Origin of the sequence: Polaribacter sp. Z022, assembly GCF_023555495.1 — a bacterium.
Lineage (GTDB): Bacteria > Bacteroidota > Bacteroidia > Flavobacteriales > Flavobacteriaceae > Polaribacter.
In genome coordinates this window covers 567,009-588,393 of record NZ_JALCZO010000003.1, presented here as the reverse complement: position 1 = coordinate 588,393, position 21,385 = coordinate 567,009, and the positions used below count along the sequence as shown (strand labels likewise).

Here is a 21,385-nt window from a genome sequence, read left to right as displayed (position 1 = left end):
ATTTATTTAGATAGTTTAGTAAAATATTTATAAAAATATGGAATTGTTTCTATTCCTTTTAAGTAATTCCAAACTCCAAAATGTTCGTTAGGAGAGTGAATTGCATCAGAATCTAAACCAAAGCCCATTAAAATAGTTTTGCTTTTTAATTCTTGTTCAAATAAGGCAACAATAGGAATACTACCACCACTTCTTTGTGGTATAGGAGTTTTACCAAAACTTGTTTCATAAGCTTTACTTGCTGCTTTGTAACCAATATTATCAATTGGTGTTACATAACCTTGTCCTCCATGATGTGGTTTTACAACTACTTTTACAGATTTAGGAGCTATACTTTCAAAGTGATTTTTAAATAATTCTGTTATTTCTTTCCAATCTTGATTAGGAACTAAACGCATAGAAATTTTTGCAAAAGCTTTACTTGCAATTACAGTTTTTGCTCCTTCACCAGTATAACCTCCCCAAATTCCGTTTACATCTAAAGTTGGTCTAATAGAATTACGTTCGTTTGTAGAATAACCTTTTTCTCCATGAACATCATTAATTTTTAAAGCATTTTTATAATTTTCTAAAGAAAATGGTGCTTTTGCCATTTCCGCTCTTTCATTTTTTGATAATTCTTCTACTTTATCGTAAAAACCAGGTATTGTAATATGATTGTTTTCATCGTGTAAAGAAGCAATCATTTTGGTTAAAATATTAATAGGATTTGCAACAGCACCACCATATAAACCAGAGTGTAAATCTCTATTAGGACCTGTAACTTCTACCTCTACATAACTTAAACCACGTAAACCTGTTGTTATTGATGGAATGTCGTTTGCAATCATTCCTGTATCAGAAATTAGTATAACATCATTGGCTAATTTTTCTTTGTTTCTTGGTACAAACCAAGCTAAACTTTCTGAACCAACTTCTTCTTCACCTTCAATCATAAATTTTACATTACATGGTAAATTACCAGTTGATGTCATGTATTCTAAGGCTTTAACATGCATGTACATTTGTCCTTTGTCATCACAAGCACCTCTTGCAAAAATTGCTCCTTCAGGGTGAATCTCTGTTTTTTTAATTACAGGTTCAAATGGAGGAGAAGTCCATAAGTCAATAGGGTCTGCAGGTTGTACATCATAATGGCCATAAACTAAAACAGTTGGTAAGTTTTTGTCTATGATTTTTTCACCATAAATAATTGGATACCCAGGAGTTTCACATAGTTCTACTTTATCACAACCTGCTTTTTTTAAGCTATCTAAAACAAAATCTGCAGTTAATAATACATCTTTTTTGTAAGCAGAGTCTGCACTTATAGATGGAATTTTTAAAAGTTCAAAAAGTTCGTTGATAAATCGTGATTTATTGTTGTTTATGTAAGATTTTATAGTTTTCATTAATTATTTTTAAATTTCAATCAAAAATAAAAAATAATAATTAACTACTTTGTAATTTGCGATGTTTGTTTATATTTGCAGTCCAAATTGCAGGCGTGGTGGAATTGGTAGACACGCTAGACTTAGGATCTAGTGCCGCGAGGTGTGAGAGTTCGAGTCTCTCCGCCTGTACAAAAAAAGCTTCTCAATTTTTTGAGAAGCTTTTTATTTTTTAATAATTGTTTAATTCTACAAACAATCTTTTATCATTTTTACAGCTTGTTCTGCAGTTATATCTCTCTGTGGAGTTCCAAACATTTCATAACCAACCATAAATTTCTTTACAGAAGCACTTCTTAATAATGGAGGGTAAAAACTCATGTGCCAATGCCAATGTTTATTTTCATTACCATCTGTAGGTGCTTGATGAATTCCTGAAGAATATGGAAAAGATGTGTTAAAAATCTTATCATATGCTTTTGTTAATACAGCAATTGCTTCACCATATTGCAATGTTTCTTTTTCAGTCATTTCTAAAATATTAGAAATATGTCTTTTAGGTACTATCATAGCTTCAAAAGGCCAAATTGCCCAAAAAGGAACTAAAACTACAAAGCCTTCATTTTCAAAAATAATTCGCTCTTGTTTTTCTAATTCTTGTGCTAAATAATCACCTAATAAACTACTGTTATTCTTGTTGTAATAATTTAATTGTTGCGTATTTTTTTTATCAACTTCATTTGGTAATGATGATTGACTCCAAATTTGTCCATGAGGATGAGGATTGCTACATCCCATTACTGAACCTTTGTTTTCAAAAATCTGAACATAATTAATATCTGGATTTGCAGCTAATTCTGTGTATTCTTTTTGCCATGCAAAAACAACTTTTTGAATTTCTGAAGCAGACATATCTGCTAAACTTTTTGAATGATCTGGACTAAAACAGATTACTTTACAAATTCCAGTTTCACTTTGTGCTTTTAATAGCCCTTCGTTAACATTAAAAGTTGGTGAATCGTTTTGAAGTGCAGCAAAGTCGTTTGTAAAAACAAAAACATCTTTATAATCTGGGTTTACATCTCCGCTAATTCTAGTATTTCTAGCACATAAATAACAAGACTCATCATGAGTTGGTCTTTTTTCGTTATTTATTTCTTCATTTTGTCCTTGCCATGGTCTTTTAGCTCTATGTGGAGATACTAAAACCCATTCTCCTGTAAGAATATTAAATCGCTTGTGCGAATAATCTTGTAAGTTTGTATTACTCATTTTAAATTTCTTAATATTTTATTTTACAATATGTGTTCCTTCAGAAAGTTCAATAAAATATACTGAACATTCATTACCAAATTTATTTTTGTATGCTTTAGAAGCTGTTTCTGCAAAAGATTTTGCTTCTGTATTTGCTATTAAGTTAATGGTACAACCACCAAAACCACCACCCATCATTCTTGCTCCTAATATGTGTTTATTTTTTTTAGCTTGAGTAACTAAAAAATCTAGCTCATCACAACTTACCTTGTATTGGTCAGATAAACCTGCATGAGATTGATAGATTAAAGATCCTAATAACTCTAAATCGTTATTTTCTATTGCTTTAGCCGCTTTTATTGTTCTTGCGTTTTCTTGTATGATGTATAAAGCTTTCTGATAGTTAGATGGTGTAACTTTGTCTATTACAGTTTCTAAATCTGCTTCTGTTGCATCTCTTAATGCTTTAATGCCTAATAATTCTGAAATACTTTCACAAGCAGAACGTCTATCATTATAAGCACTATCTGATAAACTATGTTTAACATTAGTGTTTATCAACATTAATTGATGATCTTTAAAATCTATTTTATATGGTTTAGATTCTACTGTTCTACAATCTAAATGCAATGCATTGTCTTTTATACCAAACATACTTGCATATTGATCCATAATTCCGCAATTAACACCAACATAGTTATGTTCTGCTTTTTGAGAAATAAGGATCATTTCGTGTTTAGTTAAGCCTAAATCAAATAATTCATTTAATCCAAAAACAACACTATTTTCTAGAGCTGCAGAAGAAGACATACCTGCTCCTCCTGGTATATTACCTTTAAAAATGATGTTGAAATCTCCAATAATTTTATTTCTATTCTGTATTTCTGCAACAACACCAAAAACATAGTTTTCCCAACTACCTTCTTTAGATGGTTTTAGTTTGTCAAGCTCAAATTTAATTGTGCTATCTAAATCTAAAGCGATAGCTGTACAAGAACCAGAATCACTTTTTTGAACAGCAGCAGCAATTCCCTTATTTACAGCAGCAGGAAAAACAAAACCATCATTATAATCAGTATGTTCTCCAATAATATTGATTCTTCCAGGAGAAAAAATCAATAAAGGTTCTGTATTAAACTCTTTGATGAATGTCTCTTTTACATCCTTAATTAGTGTTGCACTCATTTTAGTATAGTTAATTGTTAATAATATTTATTTTCCATGTAATGGAATAATCTTCATTTGGTTTTAAAGATTGTAATCCTATATTGTTGTTAAAGCTATCAGAAACACCAGTTGTTGGTTCTATGGCTATTGTGTTTTTTCTTGGTGGAGTATAAGCTTGTAAGAAATTTTCTTCTACAGAAGATTCGAAATTTAGTTTATAAGTTGGCGTTATAAATTGAACTTTATCTGTGTTTAATACCCAACAATCATCTAATTGTTCGTCTTCTATATCTAAAGTAATTACAGAGTTTACTTCTTCAGTACCTGTTGTAATATTTCTATCTCCAATTATTAGTTTTTGCTTGCAATCTAAATTTATAGAGCTTTTATATAAATTATCACTAATAAAATATGGATGCCATCCTAGAGTAAATGGAAATGTTTTGTTATCAGTATTTTTTATATTAATAGATAAACTTAACATGTCATTTTTAAAAGTATACACTACTTGAATAAAATAGGTATATGGAAAACCTTTAGTTTTATTTGTTTCTTCGTATTCTAAAGTAATGCTTGCAGAATTTTTTAATTCTTCTGTCTTTATAACTTTAAAAGTTTTATTATAAACAAACCCATGTAGTGCGTTATTTTCTTCTTTTTGATTTGTTTCTAATTGAAAACTTTCATTATTAAAAGAATAAATTCCATCTTTAACTCTATTAGCAAAAGGAAATAAAATAGAGGATGCATATGTGGTTTCATAACTAAGAGGGTTTAAGTTTTGAATTATAGATTTGCCGTCTAAAGTTAATTCTTGCAAACTTGCTCCTTGGTCTAAATATATTTTTCCATAAACGTTACTTTCAGAATTTTTAATTTCTAAAATATTTGTTTGTTGATTATGTTTTATAGTATACACGATATAGTTAAATTGAGTTTCTAATTATTAATTTGTTTGGGTTTTCTATTTTCTTATTTTCTTTATTTAAAATCATTTTTGCTAAATTTTTACCCATTTCATTAAAGTCTGTTGTTATGGTTGTTATACCACCTTCTACAATTTCTTTTAATAAAGTGTCATTATAAGAAATAACACCAATATCATTAGCTAATGAAAAATTTTGCATTTTCATTTTTTTAATAATTTTCAATAAACTCTTATCATCAAGAAGAATATAAAGTTCATCTTTTTCTAATGAGTTATCCTCTATTTTTTTTAAAATTTCGTAAGGAATTAATTTTTCTTCACAAAATTTTGTAAACCCTTTTAAAATACCTTTTGGTTGTTTTAGTTCTGAAAAAACTAGCTTTAGTTTTTTGTATTTAGAAATATATTCTGAAGCATTATTTAAATTATTATAAATGGCTTTTTCAAAGTTTTGGTAAACAGAAGGAAAATCTTTTAAGTCTTTATGAATTTGATCTAAAATATAAACTTTGTCTTTAGGTAAAAGCTGAATTGTATGAATTGTATTTTGAAAATTAGCTGGCATAATTACATAACTATTATAATCGCCTGCATTGTCTCTAATTAATTTTTGAAAAATAGTTTCATTAAAATGATGAAAGTAGATATCTACTTCAATATTATGATTTAAATTTTCTAAAAAAGAGTTGTACAAATCTTCTTTAAATGAATTTAATTCATCAAATAGTAAAAATACTTTTTGATGTACATTAATGTTTTCACTAGAAACATAATATCCTTTACCAACTATAGATTGAATAATTCCTCTATTTTTTAATTCGTTAAAGGCAGTTAAAACTGTATCTCTAGAAAGTTGGTTTTTATCTTTTATAGTATTTATAGACGGAAGTTTATCACCTTTTTTAAGCTCACCTTTTTCAATAGCATTTTCTATAGTGCTAATAATTTGCTTATAAATTGGAATCCCTATTTTTTTTTTAACCTCTATCATTGTACCTACAAATATAAGTTAAAATTTACAAAAAACCTACCTAACCCTACCAGTTTGAAAAATATGTACTGAGAGGGACATACTTTTGGAACCTCAGATACATTTCTATATTTTATATGCATATATTTGATTAAAATTAATAAATAACTAAACAAATTAACGATTATGACAGCAGGTTTTGAAATGTGGGACTATATAGTCTTCATAGCTTATGCCATTTTAATTTTAGGTGTAGGATTATGGGTTTCTCGAGACAAAGAGGGGCATCAAAAGAATGCAGAAGATTACTTTTTGGCAAGTAAATCTCTACCTTGGTGGGCTATTGGTACGTCTTTAATTGCAGCAAATATTTCTGCAGAGCAATTTATTGGAATGTCTGGTTCTGGTTTTGCTTTGGGTATTGCAATTGCTTCTTATGAATGGATGGCAGCTTTAACATTAATAATAGTAGGTAAATATTTTTTACCAATCTTTATTGAAAAAGGCTTATATACAATACCTGAATTTGTTGAAAAACGTTTTTCAACAAACTTAAAAACTATTTTAGCTGTTTTTTGGTTAGGTCTTTATGTGTTTGTAAATCTTGCTTCAGTTTTATATTTAGGAGGTTTAGCAATAGAAACTATTATGGGTGTAGATATGATGTATGCCATAATAGGTCTTGCTTTATTTGCAGCAGCATATTCATTATATGGAGGTTTGTCTGCAGTTGCATGGACAGATGTAATACAAGTAGTGTTTTTAGTTTTAGGAGGTTTAGTAACTACTTATTTAGCTTTAAATACAGTTTCTGGTGGAGAAGGAATGTTAGCTGGTTTTTCTAAAGTAGTAGAAGCTGCTCCAGAGAAGTTTCATATGATTTTAGAAGAAACTAATGACAATTATGTAAACTTACCTGGTATCTGGGTGTTAGTTGGTGGTTTATGGGTTGCCAATTTATATTACTGGGGATTCAACCAATATATTATTCAAAGAACTTTAGCTGCAAAATCTTTAAAAGAATCTCAAAAAGGTATTTTATTAGCAGCATTTTTAAAACTAGTAATTCCGTTAATTGTTGTAATTCCTGGAATAGCTGCTTATGTAATGGTTAATGACCCATCTATTATGGCAAATTTAGGAGAAGTAGGTATGTTAAATATGCCTTCTGCAGAACAAGCTGATAAAGCTTACCCTTGGTTGTTACAGTTTTTACCAACAGGACTTAAAGGTGTTGCTTTTGCTGCTTTAGCTGCTGCAGTTGTTTCTTCTTTAGCTTCTATGTTAAATTCTACTTCTACTATTTTTACAATGGATATTTATAAACAATACATTAATAAAAATGCAGATGATAAAACTACTGTTAATGTAGGTAGAATTTCTGCTGCAGTTTCTTTATTGATTGCTGTTATTGTAGCTCCATTATTAGGGGGTATTGATCAAGCATTTCAATTTATACAAGAATATACAGGAATTGTGAGTCCAGGTATTTTAGCAGTTTTCTTATTAGGTTTATTCTGGAAAAAAACTACAAACAACGCTGCAATTTGGGGAGCTGTATTATCAATACCAATTGCATTAGCATTAAAATTTATTCCTATTCCAGTTTTCGAGCCTTGGATGCACCAAATGGGTATAACTACTTTATTAACAATTGTTATAATTGTTATAATGAGTAACATTCAAAATAAAGGAGCTGATGATCCTAAAGGAATTGAAATTTCTAAAGATTTATTTAAAACAACTCCGTTGTTTAATATTGGATCTATGATTGTATGTATATTACTTGCAGTTCTTTATTCTTTATTCTGGTAAAAAAACAACATTTATAAACAAAAAAACCTCCAATTTGGAGGTTTTTTTGTTTAGTATTATGTCATTATAATTTCTTTATAGTCTTCACTTTTTTCAGCATTATCAAAAAGGTGTTGTGCTTCTTTTGGAGGTGTTGTTAACTTTCTTTTTGTTAAATCAATCCAAGCTCCATAAACTTTTACAATTGCAGATAATTTACCAGCTTCGTTAAAAATTTGATGGGTAATTTTCCAGCGTTCATTGTTTTTAGATAAACCAGCTATTTTAAAATCTACAGTTATATTTTCTCCTAAATGAATTTCTTTTCTAAAAGAAGTTTCTTCTGTAAAAAGTATAGGTCCAATATTGTGTTTGGTAAAATCATTGATAGAGAAATTTTGATCTCTAAAATAACGTACTCTTAATTCTGCTGCATAATCATTGTATGCTGTGTGACGCATATGTCTGTTTGGGTCAAAATCTGCCCATTTTGTTGTAAAAGTTACTTTAAAACTCATTTTTTGGATATTTAAAAACCTGATAATAAAAAATATTATCAGGTTATAGTATTTTTAAAATTGTATTAAATTTTAGTGTTTAACTATTTTATTAGCAGAAGTTAATTTTAATTCGCTTAAAACATTTAGAGCTTCAAAAACATAAACATCTTTAGATAAATTTTTATGCCATGCAATTCTTTTGTCTGCTAAAGCAGTATCGTTTTTAAAAAGTAGTTGTTCGTATTTTGGTGATGTAAATATTAAATCTGATTTGTAATCGAAAACATATTTAAATTTTTCAGCATTTTTTTCTCGAACCTCATTTTCTTTTGCAAACATTTTATAATTTAAAGAATATGAAGTATCATCTTGATTTTCTTTTAACCATTTAGCATATTCATTAATTAATTTAAATTTAGAATCCGCTGCAATTCTTTGTTTACTATTAAAAATTACATCAGAAAAGTTTTCATAAGAATTTGTTTGAATATAATCTGCTTGCTTTACTTTATCCCAAATTAAAGCACCTTCTAAATCTCTTTCACCAAATTTCATATAACTATATCTACTTGGTATTGCAATATCAGAATATACTCCTTCAATTTGAGTAGAACCTCCATTAATTCTATAGAATTTTTGAATAGTCATTTTTAAGGCACCTAAGTTTTTATTGTATTTGGTAAATTGATTTATAGGTAAAACACTTTGTACAGTTCCTTTTCCATAAGTTTGATTTCCACCAATAATAACTGCTCTTTTATAATCTTGCATAGCAGCAGCAAATATTTCTGATGCAGATGCAGAAAATTCATTTACTAAAACTACTACAGCTCCATCCCATTGTATTTTTGGATCTATATCTTTTTTAACGATAGGATTTTCTCCTCTATATTTAATTTGAACAATAGGGCCTTGATTAATAAATAAACCACTAATTTCTATAGCTGTTTTTAAAGATCCACCTCCATTATTTCTTAAATCGACAATTAAACCAGAAACACCTTCGCTTTTTAAACGTTCAATTTCTTTTTCCATGTCTTTAGCAGAATCTCTATAGTTAGCTTCATTAAAGTTAATGTAGAATTTTGGTAAATCAATAATTCCGTATTTTTTACCATCTTTTTCTACAATACTAGATTTAACAAAAGTTTCTTCTAACTCTACTACATCTCTAATTATAGAAATTATTTTAGTAGAACCATCCATTTTTTTCTTAACAGTAAGTCTTACTTCTGTTCCTTTTTTTCCTTTTATAAATTTAATGGCATCATCTAAACGCATACCAACAATATCTAAAGGTTTTTTTCTTCCTTGAGCTACTTCTAAAATAATATCGCCAGCTTCTAATTCTCCTTGTTTCCAAGCAGGACCTCCAGAAACTAATTCAAACACATGCGTATAAATTCCTTTTTTTTGTAATCTAGCTCCAATACCTTCTAATTTTCCAGACATGTCTTGGTCAAATCTTTCTTTAATATTTGGTGCCATATAAGTTGTGTGAGGGTCAAATGCACCAACTACACTATTTAAAAAAGTAGAAAACCAATCTTCATGTTCTAACTCTTCAATTCTTACGTAAAGATCATCCATGTTTTTTAGAACCTCTAATCTTGCTTCTTTTTCTAGTTCTTTAAACTTTCTTTTTTTAAATTTTTTATCTTTTAAAATTGCAGCTTCTTGTTTTTCAATTTTATTTTGAATTCTAATTAATGTGCTTAATTTTAATTGTTTACGCCAATGATCTATAAGCTTGTTTTCGTTTTTGGCAAAAGGAATTTTATCATAATCTACATCAATTGTTTCTTTTTTATTAAAATTAAAAGGTTGTGCTAACAAGTCTCCATAATAAGATTTAGCATTTTTAATTTTACTTGTAAATCTTTCATATACTAAGTTGTAAAAAGTAACATCTTCATTTAATAATTGATTATCAATATCATATTTATATTGAGAAAAATCTTTGATGTCTTTTTGAGTAAAATACCTTTTATTAGGATCTAAACCGTTAATAAATTCATTAAAAACATATTCAGAAAAATCATCATTCATATGTTTTACAACAAAATGACTTCTAGTTAAAATATTTCTTAAAATATAAACTAAGATTTTATCTTTTTCTGGATCTGAATTGTTTATTGAATTTGTTGCTTGCGTTTGCACACTGCAAACAAGTATTAGAGATGCTAATATAAATGAGGTAATTTTTAATTTCGTCTTCATAAATCTTCTGTCGTGATTTTGTTTGTTTATTACAAGTTGTGCTTTGCTAAACTACTAAAATAATGCCAAATTTTTCTAATTACTGTTAGTGTTGTATTCTTTTAAAAAGAATTAAATGGTTTGTTTAGTATAAATTTTGGTTGTTAAACACAATGTTACGTAAAAAAGAGAAAAATTATTCTTTACAAAATGTTAAAAAGAAAACAGTTAAAATCAATTACATTTGTAATTAAAATTTAAAATATGCAAGACAAACCATTAATTTTAATTACTAATGATGATGGAATTACAGCTCCAGGATTAAGAGCTCTAATTAGAATAATGAATAAAATAGGAGAAGTTGTTGTTGTTGCACCTGATAGTCCACAAAGTGGAATGGGGCATGCAATTACAGTAGATAATGTTTTAACTTGTAATCCAATAACTATAGATGAAGGCCCACAATTAGAGTATACTTGTTCTGGTACACCTGCAGATTGTGTTAAAATGGCTGTGAATGAAATTTTAAATAGAAAACCAGATTTATGTGTTTCTGGTATTAATCATGGTTCTAATGCATCAATAAGCGTAATTTATTCAGGAACTATGAGTGCTGCTTTAGAAGCAGGAATTGAAGGTATACCTGCAATAGGATTTTCTTTGTTAGACTTTAAATGGCATGCAGATTTTAAACCAGCTGAAGAGTATATTAAAAGCATAACATTAAATGCTTTGTTAAATGGAATACCAGAAGGAATTGTTTTAAATGTAAATATTCCTAAATTAAAAAAGGAAGAAATAAAAGGTGTTAAAATTTGCAGACAAGCAAATGGATATTGGCGAGAAGATTTTGATAAACGTAAAAACCCTATGGGTAAAGAATATTATTGGCTTTCTGGCGAGTTTGTTAACAAAGACAAAGGTCAGGATACAGATATTTATGCTTTAGAAAATGGATATGTTTCTGTTGTACCAGTTCAGTTTGATATGACTGCACACCATATGATTCAAAAATTAAATTCTTGGGAACTGTAAAAAAACATATTTTAATTGGTGTTTTAGTTTCATTATTTGCCACTTTTGGAGGTGTGTTTATATATTTAGAATACATATCTAAGTTTGGTTTTTACGAAACTTTAGAGTTGATAAAAGAAGGGAAATTGTATGGAAAAGTATTGTCTTTGGCTGCAATACCAAATCTATTTGTATTCTTTATCTTTTTAAAAAAGAAACAAGACAATAAAGCTAAAGGGGTTTTATTAGCTACTATTTTAATAGCATTTACAACTCTAGTTTTAAAATTTTTCTAATATAGAAAACATGAAATATTATATTATTGCTGGTGAAGCTTCTGGAGATTTACATGGAGCAAATTTAATGAAGGAGTTGTGTAAAGAAGATACAAATGCCGACATTAGATTTTGGGGAGGAGATTTAATGAAAAATGTAGGAGGAACCTTAGTAAGTCATTATAAAGAAAGAGCATTTATGGGTTTTTTCGAAGTTTTAATGAATCTTTCTAAAGTATTAGGTTTTATAAAGTTTTGTAAAAAAGATATTTCTCAATTTAACCCAGATGTAATTATTTTTATTGATAATTCAGGGTTTAATTTACGTGTAGCAAAATGGGCTAAACAACAAGGTTTTAAAACAAATTATTACATTTCTCCACAAGTTTGGGCAAGTAGAGCAAGTAGAGTAAAAGATATTAAAAGAGATGTAGATACTATGTTTGTAATTCTTCCTTTTGAGAAAGAATTTTACAAAAAACAAGGTTATGATGTAAATTTTGTAGGTCATCCTTTAATTGATGGAATTGCTGATAGAAAACAAGTAGATGAAATAGCATTTAAAAAAGAATATAACTTATCAAACAAGCCTATTATAGCTTTGTTACCAGGAAGTAGAAAGCAAGAAATTACCAAAATGCTTTCTGTAATGTTGTCTTTAATTGATGATTTTTCTGATTATCAATTCGTAATTGCTGGAGCTCCAAGTCAAGATTTAAGTTTTTACAAAAATATTATAGGAAATAAAAAAGTAAGTTTTATAAATAATAAAACTTACGATTTATTAAGTATTTCTTATGCTGCTTTGGTTGCCTCTGGTACAGCAACTTTAGAAACAGCATTGTTTAAAGTACCACAAGTTGTTTGCTATAAAGGAGGAAATATTTCTTATCAAATAGCCAAAAGAATTATCACTTTAAAATTTATTTCTTTGGTAAATTTAATAATGGATAAAGAAGTGGTTAAAGAGTTAATTCAGAATGATTTTAATACAAAAAATTTAAAAACAGAATTAACTAAAATTTTAGATGAAGATTATAGAGAACAATTGTTTTTAGAGTATTTTGAGTTAGAATCTAAATTAGGAGGTAAAGGAGCTTCAGAAAAAGTTGCCAAACAAATTGTAAGCAAATTAAAATAGTATCAGTTTGAAAAAAATAGTGTTTTTAATGGTTGTTTTTTCTTTGGTGATGAGCTCTTGTTCATCATCTAAAACAGTTGTTAAAAATAAAAAGAAACCACCATTATCTAAAGTTGATAAAATTGTAGCTGAAGCCCTAAAATATAAAGGTGTTAGATATAGATTTGGTGGTACTACTAGAAGTGGAATGGATTGTTCTGGAATTGTATTTGTTGCTTTTGGAAGTGAAAAAGTTCACTTACCTAGAGTTTCTAGAGACATGGCTAAAAAAGGACAAAAAATTTCTTTAAATAAAGTTAAAAAAGGAGATTTATTATTTTTTAGAACTTCTAATAGAAGAAGAAGGATAAACCATGTTGGTTTGGTGGTTTCTAATATAAAAGGACACATTAGGTTTGTACACGCAACTTCATCTAAAGGAGTTATTGTTTCTTCTTTGTCAGAAAAATACTGGAAAAAAGCCTTTGTAAAAGCAACAAAAATCTTGTAATAAGCAATTAAAGTTTTTTTAGTAACTTTAACTTGCTATGAAAAGGTTATTTAATTATTTACCCTTGCACTTTGTTGTGCTTGGGATTCTTGGAATATGTTCTCAATTTTTTACTAATTTTTGGACTGTTAGTTTTCTAAAAACATTTTTAGTTTTAGGACTTCTATCAATTACTTTGTTTATTTTTAAAAACAAAGTTTTAAGAACTTTAATCGCATTTACCCTCTTCTTTTTACTTGGTGTTTCTTCTGTAGTAATAAATGATGATAGAAATTATGATTCTTTTTATGAAAATAATATACAAGACAACTCTAAAATTGTATTGCAAATTCATAAAGTTTTAAAACCAGGAAATTTCTATTTAAAATATGAAGCAAAAATTATTAATGTAGATACCGTAAAAACAAATGGTGTTATTCTTTTAAATGTTAAAAAAGATAGTGTTATAAATCCTTTTAAAGTAGATGAAAGACTACTTGTAAGTTCAGCAATTAAAGAGTTGATACCACCTTTAAATCCGCATCAATTTAATTATAAATCTTATTTAGAAAAACAAGGAATTTACCATCAATTATTTATTGATAAAAACCAATTTTTTAAATTAAATACGAAATCAAATACGCTATTTGGTTTGTCATCAAAATTTAGAAATCAGATTCAAAAATCGTTAAAGAAATATAATTTTAAGGATAATGAATTGGCAGTAATTAATGCTTTATTATTGGGGCAGAGACAAGATATTTCTAAAGAATTAATTACAGATTATCAAAGAGCTGGAGCTATTCATATTTTAGCAGTTTCTGGCTTACATGTAGGAATTATATTATTGATTTTATCGTTTATTTTTACACCATTAGAAAAATTAAAATATGGTAAATTTATAAAGACTGTAGTTATAGTTTTTCTTTTATGGATGTTTGCTTTTATTGCAGGACTTTCTGCTTCTGTGGTTAGAGCTGTTACAATGTTTACTTTTTTAGCAATAGGAATGTCTTTTAATAGAAAGAATGTTGTAGCGTTTTCGTTTGTAACTTCAATGTTTTTCTTGTTACTAATAAAACCTATGTTTTTGTTTGATGTTGGTTTTCAATTAAGTTATTTGGCTGTTTTTGGTATTTTATGGACCCAACCAAAAATTTATTCTATTTGGAAACCAAAAAATAAAATTATAGATTTCTTTTGGCAGTTATTTACTGTTTCAATTGCTGCCCAAACAGGTATTTTACCTTTAAGTATTTATTATTTTCAACAATTTCCTGGTTTGTTTTTAGCTTCTAATTTAGTAATTATTCCTTTTTTAGGAGCAATTTTAATAGGAGGTGTTTTGGTAATTGCTACTTCTTTAATAAATATACTTCCTCAGTTTTTAGCAGATTTTTATGGAACCATTATTTCTTTAATGAATGCCTTTGTTAGTTGGATATCACATCAAGAAGAATTTTTATTTAAAGAAATATTTATCTCATTTTTGATGATGATTTGTTGTTATATATTTATCATTTTAGGAGTTTATTTCTTAATTAAAAAATCGCCCCAAAAATTAGTATATTTTTTAATTTCTATATTAATATTACAGGGTGTTTTTATGGTAGAATTAAATCAAAATAAAACCAAAAATGAAATTATTGTTTTTCATAAAAGTAGATTTTCTGTAATAGGAAAAAGAATAGGAGAGCGATTACTTTTACAACATAATTTAGATAGTTTAAAGCTAAAAAAAGAAAACAGTATAAGTTCTTACAAAGTTTCAGAAGGAATTAATGAGGTAGCAGAAATAAATTTTAAAAACTATATTAAGTTTTATAACAAAGATATTTTACTAATAGATAGCCTAGGTATTTATAATGTTGTTAACTTAAACAGGCCAATAATTGTATTGCAATATTCACCTAAAATAAATCTTACAAGAATGATTAAAAAAATAAAACCATCTCAAATTATTGCAGATGGTTCTAATTATAAAAGTTATATTTTAAGATGGGAAAAAACGTGCTTAATTAATAAAATTCCTTTTTATTACACAGGTCAAAAAGGTGCTTTTATTATTAAAGAATAAATTTATAATTTACTTTCAAAAGTCTTTTCAAATTCTACCCAATTTTGGTTTTTATATTTTTCTTCAGAAAAATAAACCAATACTTTTTCCATTATAGTTTTGTCTAAATAACCTGGAATTCTGTCTAATATTTTTTCATCAACAGACATAAACAAAGTTGTAGGATAAGACATTTTTCCATTCATTAAAGTAGCTGGTAATTGGTGGTAACCACGTCTTCCTTCTTTCTGAAATTTAAAAGTATAGTTTTTATAAATGATATCTTTTTTTTCTTCACCATCAAGTTTTACGGCATAAAAATTTTTATTTATATAGTTAGAAATTGTTTTGTTAGTATAGGTGTTTAAATCCATTTTTTTACAGTAACCACACCAATCTGTGTAAACATCAATTAATATAGGTTTTGGGTTTTCTTTGTTTAAAGCAATAGCTTCTTCAAAAGACAACCATTTTACATTTTCTTGAGCATTTATAGAAAATAGAGTAAAAAATAGCGTTAAAATTAAAATTGATTTTTTCATAATAATAGAGTCGCAAAATATATGCCGAATTTACACTAAAAGAAGAAGAGAGCTTTAAAAATAAAACTCTCTTCTTTTAATAATATTATATAGAGGAGTTATTATTTTACTCCATGCATTAATTTTTTTAATAACGGATTTAGTACTATAGATACTAATCCTACAGCTACTGGTACAATAGTAAAAATTAAAAAGAATGTACTTAAAGAATATTCTTCTGTAATTTTATCAATCATTCCACCCATGGTTCCTGCAGCTTTTTGCCCTACAGCAATTGCTAAATACCAAATACCAAACATAAAACCAATCATTCTACCAGGTACAAGTTTACTTAAATATGATAAACCTACAGGAGAAATACAAAGTTCTCCCATTGTATGAAACAAGTAGGCAAATATTAAAAAGAACATACTAACAGAAGCTGTTTTTGCTCCTTGTTCTATTCCCATAGTTCCCATTACTAAAACACCAAAACCTAAACCTAAAAGAATAAGACCTAAACCATATTTCATTGCTGCACTTGGGTTGTATTTACTTTCCCACCATCTAGAAAATAAAGGAGCTAACGTAATTATAAAGAAAGAATTTAAAATACCAAACCAAGAAGCACCTACTTCTGTGGCATCTTTACTAAATTCTCTATTAACTTTCCAAACTACAATTCCCCAAAGAGTTACAAATGCCAATGCAAGAATAATGTTTGAAAAAGGTATTTTAGAATATGTTTTCTTAAATAATAAATATAAAACCCAAGTAATAATTGCTAAAGGACCAACAGTTAAAATTAAATCTATAATTTTAAATACCATTGCAGAAGATCCAGATAATGTTCTACCAGTATAATCTCTAGCAAAAATTGTCATAGATCCTAAAGATTGCTCAAAAGCAGCAAAGAAAAACACTGTAAAAATTCCAAAAACAGAAACAGCAATAATCTTATCTCTAACTACTTTTGTATATCTAGAAATTCTGGTAACAATTAAATATATAAATAAAACAAGAGCAGTAAGAATAGTTACGTTAGAACCTTCCATACTACCAACTTTAAAATCTAACATATTTACATCTCCAATTTTAGACATTGGGTCATTAAATAAGTATAAAACACCCCCAATTGAAGAAAGGATAATTAAAATTTTATCTAATCCTGTAAATGGATTTAGTTTTTCTTTTGTTTGATTTTCTTCAACAGGACTTGTTTCATTAATGTTTTGAGGGATTTCTACTTCATGAACTTTAGATGGTTTTTCTCCAATGCTACCAAATAAGTCTTTAGCTAACCAAAACTGTAACATTCCTAAGAACATAAAGATACCTGCAAGACCAAATCCCCATGACCAACCAATGTTTTCAGCTAAATAACCACACAACATCATTCCAAAAAAAGCACCAGCATTTACACCCATATAAAAGATAGTATAAGCTCCATCTTTTTTAGATTCTTTTCCTTTGTACATTTCAGAAATCATAGAAGTAACATTAGGTTTAAAAAAACCTGTACCAATTACTAATAATGCCAAACCTAAGTATAAAGAAAACTGTGTTTCAAATACCATTGAAGCATGACCTAACATCATAATAAAACAACCAATAACTACTGCCCATTTATAACCAGTAATTTTATCTGCAATCCAACCACCAACAATTGGAGTTAAATACAAAAGTGAAGCATAAGTACCAATTAATGCTAATGCATGTTCCCTAGGCCATTCCCAACCAGGGTTGTCACCTATTAAAGGTGCTGTTAAAAATAATACAAGTAAAATACGCATTCCATAAAATGAAAAACGCTCCCACATTTCTGTAAAAAATAATACGAACAATCCAGCTGGATGTCCGATAACTTTGTCTTTAAAAAGATTTTCTATGTCTCTGTTCATAAAAAGGGTTTAATAATTATATATAAATAAAAACCTCATAAATATTAATTTATGAGGTTTTTGATTTGTTTAGTGAACATTGCCCATTAATTTTTTCATTAAAGGGGAAAATAAAATAACAATTGCACCTGCTCCTAAAGAATACATTGCAATTAGTTCAAATCCATCTGTATAAATGCCTAAGGTTTCTAAACCACCAACATTTGCATCTGTACTTTCTACAGCTAATTGTTTAGATATAAAACCAACTATTTGAAAAGCAAATGCAGAAGATAAGAACCAAACACCCATCATAAAAGCAACTATGTTTTTTGGTGATAAATCTGTTATTTTAGATAAACCTACTGGAGACATAAATAATTCTCCAATAGAAATAATAAGATACATTACTAGTAAATAAGTAAAAGGAACCATTCCGTTTTCATCTGCACTAGCACCACTAATAGATAAAATATAGAAACTTGCCCCAGCTAATAATAGACCTAAACCAAATTTATATGGTGTTCTTGGGTTCATTTTATTTTTAGATAAATATCCCCATAATAAAGAGATAGGTATTGCTAGTATGATAATAAACATAGAGTTTAAAGCATTTGTTTGACTTGCTGTCATAATACCATCTAAAGCTACATTTCTTGATGCAAATAATGTAATTACACTACCTGATAATTCATGAAAACCCCAAAATAAAGTCATAAAAAAAGTAATTAATACAGCCATGATTAATTTTTTACGAGCAACTGAATCTAAACTATACATGATGTATATTAAATAAGCTAAAACAGCAAACCCGATAAATTTAAAAATACCGCTAACATAATTTTGTTGCCATGAAGAAAGTAAATAAGCAATTACTGGTACAAATAAAACAGCTATAATAGGGATTAAAGTTTTTTGAGGAATTCCTATAACTTTTTTCTCATAAATTTCAGTTGAAGGTGGCATACCTTTATCTCCAAAGACGTTCTTTTTAATTCCACTCCAAAAGAAAATTAATCCAGCCATCATTCCAATTCCTGCTAAACCAAAACCATAATGCCAACCATATTCAGCAGCTAACCAGCCACATAAAAGAGGAGCAACAAAACCACCAATATTAATTCCCATATAAAAAATGGTAAAACCAGAGTCTTTTCTAACATCTCCTTCTTTATACAAAGCACCTACAAAAGTTGAAATATTTGGTTTAAAAAAACCATTACCAACTACAATTAAAGCTAATGCAGTAAAGAATGCAATATCATGTTCTATAGCTAAAACAAAATGACCAACAGCCATTAAAATACCTCCTAAAAAAATAGAAGAACGCATTCCTAAGATTTTATCAGAAATTTGACCACCAATTACTGTAGAAGCGTATACTAAAGAACCATAAGAAGCATAAACTACAGCTGTAGCTGTATCTCTTTCAGAGATGGCTTTAAATATTTCTTGTACCATGTAAAGCGTTAGTAACGCTCTCATTCCATAGAAACTAAAACGTTCCCATAATTCTGCAAAAAATAAGTAGAACAATCCTTTTGGATGTCCAAACATTTGTGGTTCTTCTGAAGTTTTAATAGCAGTATTTGACATATATTTATCCTTTAATTTCTATTGATTTATCTGAATTCTTATTTAAATTTTCGTTGATGAAATTTGTCATTTTTGTATACAAATTTAAACGAGTATTTTTTCCTTTATAAATTCCATGAGTTCTATCTGGCACAATAAACATATCAAACTGTTTGTTGGCTTCAATTAAAGAATTTATCATTCTATAACTATTTTGAACATGCACATTGTCATCACCTGTACCATGAACTAATAAGTAATTTCCTTTTAATTTATCTGCGTAATTTACAGGAGAATTTTCGTCATAACCAGCAGGGTTTTCTTGTGGGGTTCTTAAAAAACGTTCTGTATAAACAGTGTCATAAAATCTCCAAGAAGTAACAGGAGCTACAGCAATTGCAGTTGTAAAAACATCACTTCCTTTTAATAAAGCATTAGTACTCATGTGTCCACCAAAAGACCAACCCCAAATTCCAATATTGTTTTCATCAATATAAGAACGAGTTGCTAATTTTTTTGCTGCTTCAATTTGATCTTCTGTTTCATATTTTACTAAGTTTAAATATGTAGATTTTTTAAAATCAGCGCCTTTAAAACCTGTTCCACGTCCATCTACACAAACTACAATCATCCCTTTTTGAGCTAACATATTATGCCAATAATCATTGCTACCATTCCATCTATTTCCAACTTGTTGAGAACCTGGACCAGAATATTGAAACATTAACATTGGGTATTTTTTGTTTTCATCAAAATTAGCAGGTTTAATCATCCACATATTTAAGTCGTTTCCATTAATGTTAATTGTAGAAAACTCTTTAGGACTCATTTTGTATTCAGCTAATTTTTCTTTTAAAGTAACATTGTCTTTAACCACTTTTATCATTGCTCCTTCACCAGTATAAAGTGAGTAAACAGGTGGAATTTCGGTAGAAGAATACGTATTTATAAAGTAATTTAAATTCTTACTAAAAGATGCACTGTTTTGTCCTTCTTCATTACTTAATAGTTTTTTGTTATGACCATCTAAACCAATAGAATATACGCCTCTGTTAATAGAACCGTTTTCTACAGATTGATAATAAATAGTTTTTTTACTATCATTATAACCATAATATCTTGTTACTTCCCAATTTCCTTTAGTAATTTGGTTGATTAATTTTCCACTAAAGTCATAATGATATATATGGTTGTATCCATCTTTTTCGCTAGTCCATATAAAACTATTGTCGTTTAAAAAAGTTAAGTTGTCATGAATGTCTACATAAGCTTTGTCTGTTTCGTTTAATAACAAAGTAGAACTGCTTCTTAAAGCAAAAACTTTATGTAGTTTTAAATTATTTTGATGACGATTTAAGGTTGTTGCAATTAAGATGTTTTTGTCATTAGACCATTTTATTCTTGGTATGTACTCATAATCACCTAAAGAAATTTTCTTACTGTTTTTAGCTAAAACATTATACATGTGTAATGTTACATCAGCATTTTTTTCTCCAGCTTTAGGGTATTTAAATACTAATTGATCTGGATAATTTTCTTTACCAACCATATCCATAGAAAAAGTAGGAACGTTAGTTTCATCAAATCTTAAATAAGCTAAATAAGTTCCTGTTTTATTCCATTCAAAAGCCCTAACAAAACCAAATTCTTCTTCATAAACCCAATCTGTAATTCCGTTAATTATAGAATTAAATTTTCCGTCTTTTGTAACTTGAGTAATTTTATTTGAAGCTACATTTTTAATAAAAAGATTGTTGTCTTTTGCGTAAGCTACGTTTTTATTGTCTGGCGAAAAAATAGGTTCTTGAATTTTATCTCCAATTTTAGTTAATTTTTTAGAAGCAATATCATAAGCATAAAAAGTTCCTTTAAAAGAACGTCTAAAAATCTTTTCAAAATTAGTTCCTAAAATTAGTTTAGTTTCATCATTATTAAAACTGTAAGAAGAAAAACCATCTAACCCATTTAATTCTTTACTGTTTACAATTGTTTCTACTTTTTCTAAAGTTTTATAGCTGTACTTATCTACAGTTGTAGATTTTGTTTCTTTATCATAATTTAAAACAGCATAAAAATCACCATTCATAGAATTAAGAGAATTCATTCTTTTGGCAGAAAAAGTTCCATCCCAAATTTTTTCGAGTGTAATTTCTTTGGATCCTGTTGTATAATTTGATGAGGTAGAAGTGTTTTCTTTGCAACTAATAAAAAAGATAAATGTTGCTAAAATGTAGATTTGTTTCATTCAGACTTAGTATTTAATAAAACTTTG

Annotated in this window: 17 protein-coding genes and 1 tRNA gene; 7 read left to right on the top strand and 11 right to left on the bottom strand. The window is 28.0% G+C overall.

The window, feature by feature from the left end:
- Positions 1-2 precede the first annotated feature (2 nt).
- Complete coding sequence (locus MPF13_RS09515) at positions 3-1,391, bottom strand: dipeptidase (RefSeq protein ID WP_249982271.1); 1,389 nt, start codon at positions 1,389-1,391, stop codon at positions 3-5.
- A gap of 89 nt (positions 1,392-1,480) precedes the next feature.
- Here MPF13_RS09515 and MPF13_RS09510 point away from each other — a divergent pair.
- Positions 1,481-1,562, top strand: a tRNA-Leu gene (locus MPF13_RS09510).
- Positions 1,563-1,619: 57 nt separating this feature from the next.
- On the opposite strand, the gene MPF13_RS09505 is transcribed toward MPF13_RS09510, so the two are convergent.
- Genes MPF13_RS09505 through MPF13_RS09490 form a run of 4 tightly spaced genes read right to left on the bottom strand, consistent with a single transcriptional unit; the run spans position 1,620 to position 5,710 of the window.
- Entirely contained in the window at positions 1,620-2,642 is a 1,023-nt protein-coding gene (locus MPF13_RS09505) for a UDP-glucose--hexose-1-phosphate uridylyltransferase (RefSeq protein WP_249982270.1), read from the bottom strand.
- An 18-nt stretch (positions 2,643-2,660) separates the two neighbouring features.
- Complete coding sequence (galK, locus tag MPF13_RS09500) at positions 2,661-3,809, bottom strand: galactokinase (protein ID WP_249982269.1); 1,149 nt, start codon at positions 3,807-3,809, stop codon at positions 2,661-2,663.
- Positions 3,810-3,819: 10 nt separating this feature from the next.
- Entirely contained in the window at positions 3,820-4,710 is an 891-nt protein-coding gene (locus MPF13_RS09495) for an aldose 1-epimerase (protein ID WP_249982268.1), read from the bottom strand.
- 7 nt (positions 4,711-4,717) lie between these two features.
- On the bottom strand, positions 4,718-5,710 hold the full coding sequence (locus tag MPF13_RS09490) for a GntR family transcriptional regulator (protein WP_249982267.1): 993 nt from the start codon (positions 5,708-5,710) through the stop codon (positions 4,718-4,720).
- Between the two features lie 165 nt (positions 5,711-5,875).
- Here MPF13_RS09490 and MPF13_RS09485 point away from each other — a divergent pair, with 165 nt between their 5' ends.
- Positions 5,876-7,504, top strand: a complete 1,629-nt coding sequence (locus MPF13_RS09485) for a sodium/sugar symporter (RefSeq protein ID WP_249982266.1) — start codon at positions 5,876-5,878, stop codon at positions 7,502-7,504.
- Between the two features lie 56 nt (positions 7,505-7,560).
- On the opposite strand, the gene MPF13_RS09480 is transcribed toward MPF13_RS09485, so the two are convergent.
- Positions 7,561-8,001, bottom strand: a complete 441-nt coding sequence (locus MPF13_RS09480) for an acyl-CoA thioesterase (protein ID WP_249982265.1) — start codon at positions 7,999-8,001, stop codon at positions 7,561-7,563.
- 72 nt (positions 8,002-8,073) lie between these two features.
- Positions 8,074-10,203, bottom strand: a complete 2,130-nt coding sequence (locus tag MPF13_RS09475) for a carboxy terminal-processing peptidase (protein WP_249982264.1) — start codon at positions 10,201-10,203, stop codon at positions 8,074-8,076.
- A 243-nt stretch (positions 10,204-10,446) separates the two neighbouring features.
- On the opposite strand from MPF13_RS09475, the gene surE reads away from it, so the two are divergent.
- Genes surE through MPF13_RS09450 form a run of 5 tightly spaced genes read left to right on the top strand, consistent with a single transcriptional unit; the run spans position 10,447 to position 15,158 of the window.
- Positions 10,447-11,217, top strand: coding sequence for a 5'/3'-nucleotidase SurE (gene surE, locus MPF13_RS09470; RefSeq protein ID WP_249982263.1), 771 nt, complete (start codon positions 10,447-10,449; stop codon positions 11,215-11,217).
- Positions 11,205-11,492: a hypothetical protein gene (locus MPF13_RS09465; RefSeq protein ID WP_249982262.1), complete on the top strand. Its 288-nt coding sequence runs from the start codon at positions 11,205-11,207 to the stop codon at positions 11,490-11,492. The genes surE and MPF13_RS09465 overlap by 13 nt, the downstream gene beginning before the upstream one ends.
- Positions 11,493-11,502: 10 nt before the next feature.
- Positions 11,503-12,612 carry a lipid-A-disaccharide synthase gene (lpxB, locus tag MPF13_RS09460; RefSeq protein WP_249982261.1) on the top strand — a complete coding sequence of 370 codons (1,110 nt, stop codon included), beginning with the start codon at positions 11,503-11,505 and terminating at the stop codon, positions 12,610-12,612.
- A 7-nt stretch (positions 12,613-12,619) separates the two neighbouring features.
- Positions 12,620-13,102 carry a C40 family peptidase gene (locus tag MPF13_RS09455; protein WP_249982260.1) on the top strand — a complete coding sequence of 161 codons (483 nt, stop codon included), beginning with the start codon at positions 12,620-12,622 and terminating at the stop codon, positions 13,100-13,102.
- A 37-nt stretch (positions 13,103-13,139) separates the two neighbouring features.
- Positions 13,140-15,158, top strand: coding sequence for a ComEC/Rec2 family competence protein (locus MPF13_RS09450; protein WP_249982259.1), 2,019 nt, complete (start codon positions 13,140-13,142; stop codon positions 15,156-15,158).
- Positions 15,159-15,160: 2 nt separating this feature from the next.
- Here the strand turns inward: MPF13_RS09450 and MPF13_RS09445 are convergent, their stop codons facing one another.
- The 4 genes from MPF13_RS09445 to MPF13_RS09430 form a co-directional block, all read right to left on the bottom strand.
- Positions 15,161-15,679, bottom strand: a complete 519-nt coding sequence (locus MPF13_RS09445) for a thioredoxin family protein (RefSeq protein WP_249982258.1) — start codon at positions 15,677-15,679, stop codon at positions 15,161-15,163.
- Between the two features lie 101 nt (positions 15,680-15,780).
- Positions 15,781-17,559, bottom strand: coding sequence for a peptide MFS transporter (locus MPF13_RS09440; RefSeq protein ID WP_249982257.1), 1,779 nt, complete (start codon positions 17,557-17,559; stop codon positions 15,781-15,783).
- A 69-nt stretch (positions 17,560-17,628) separates the two neighbouring features.
- On the bottom strand, positions 17,629-19,134 hold the full coding sequence (locus MPF13_RS09435) for a peptide MFS transporter (protein ID WP_249982256.1): 1,506 nt from the start codon (positions 19,132-19,134) through the stop codon (positions 17,629-17,631).
- A 4-nt stretch (positions 19,135-19,138) separates the two neighbouring features.
- The gene (locus MPF13_RS09430) at positions 19,139-21,358 is read right to left on the bottom strand and encodes a S9 family peptidase (RefSeq protein WP_249982255.1); all 2,220 of its coding nucleotides are present in this window, start codon (positions 21,356-21,358) and stop codon (positions 19,139-19,141) included.
- Positions 21,359-21,385 lie beyond the last annotated feature (27 nt).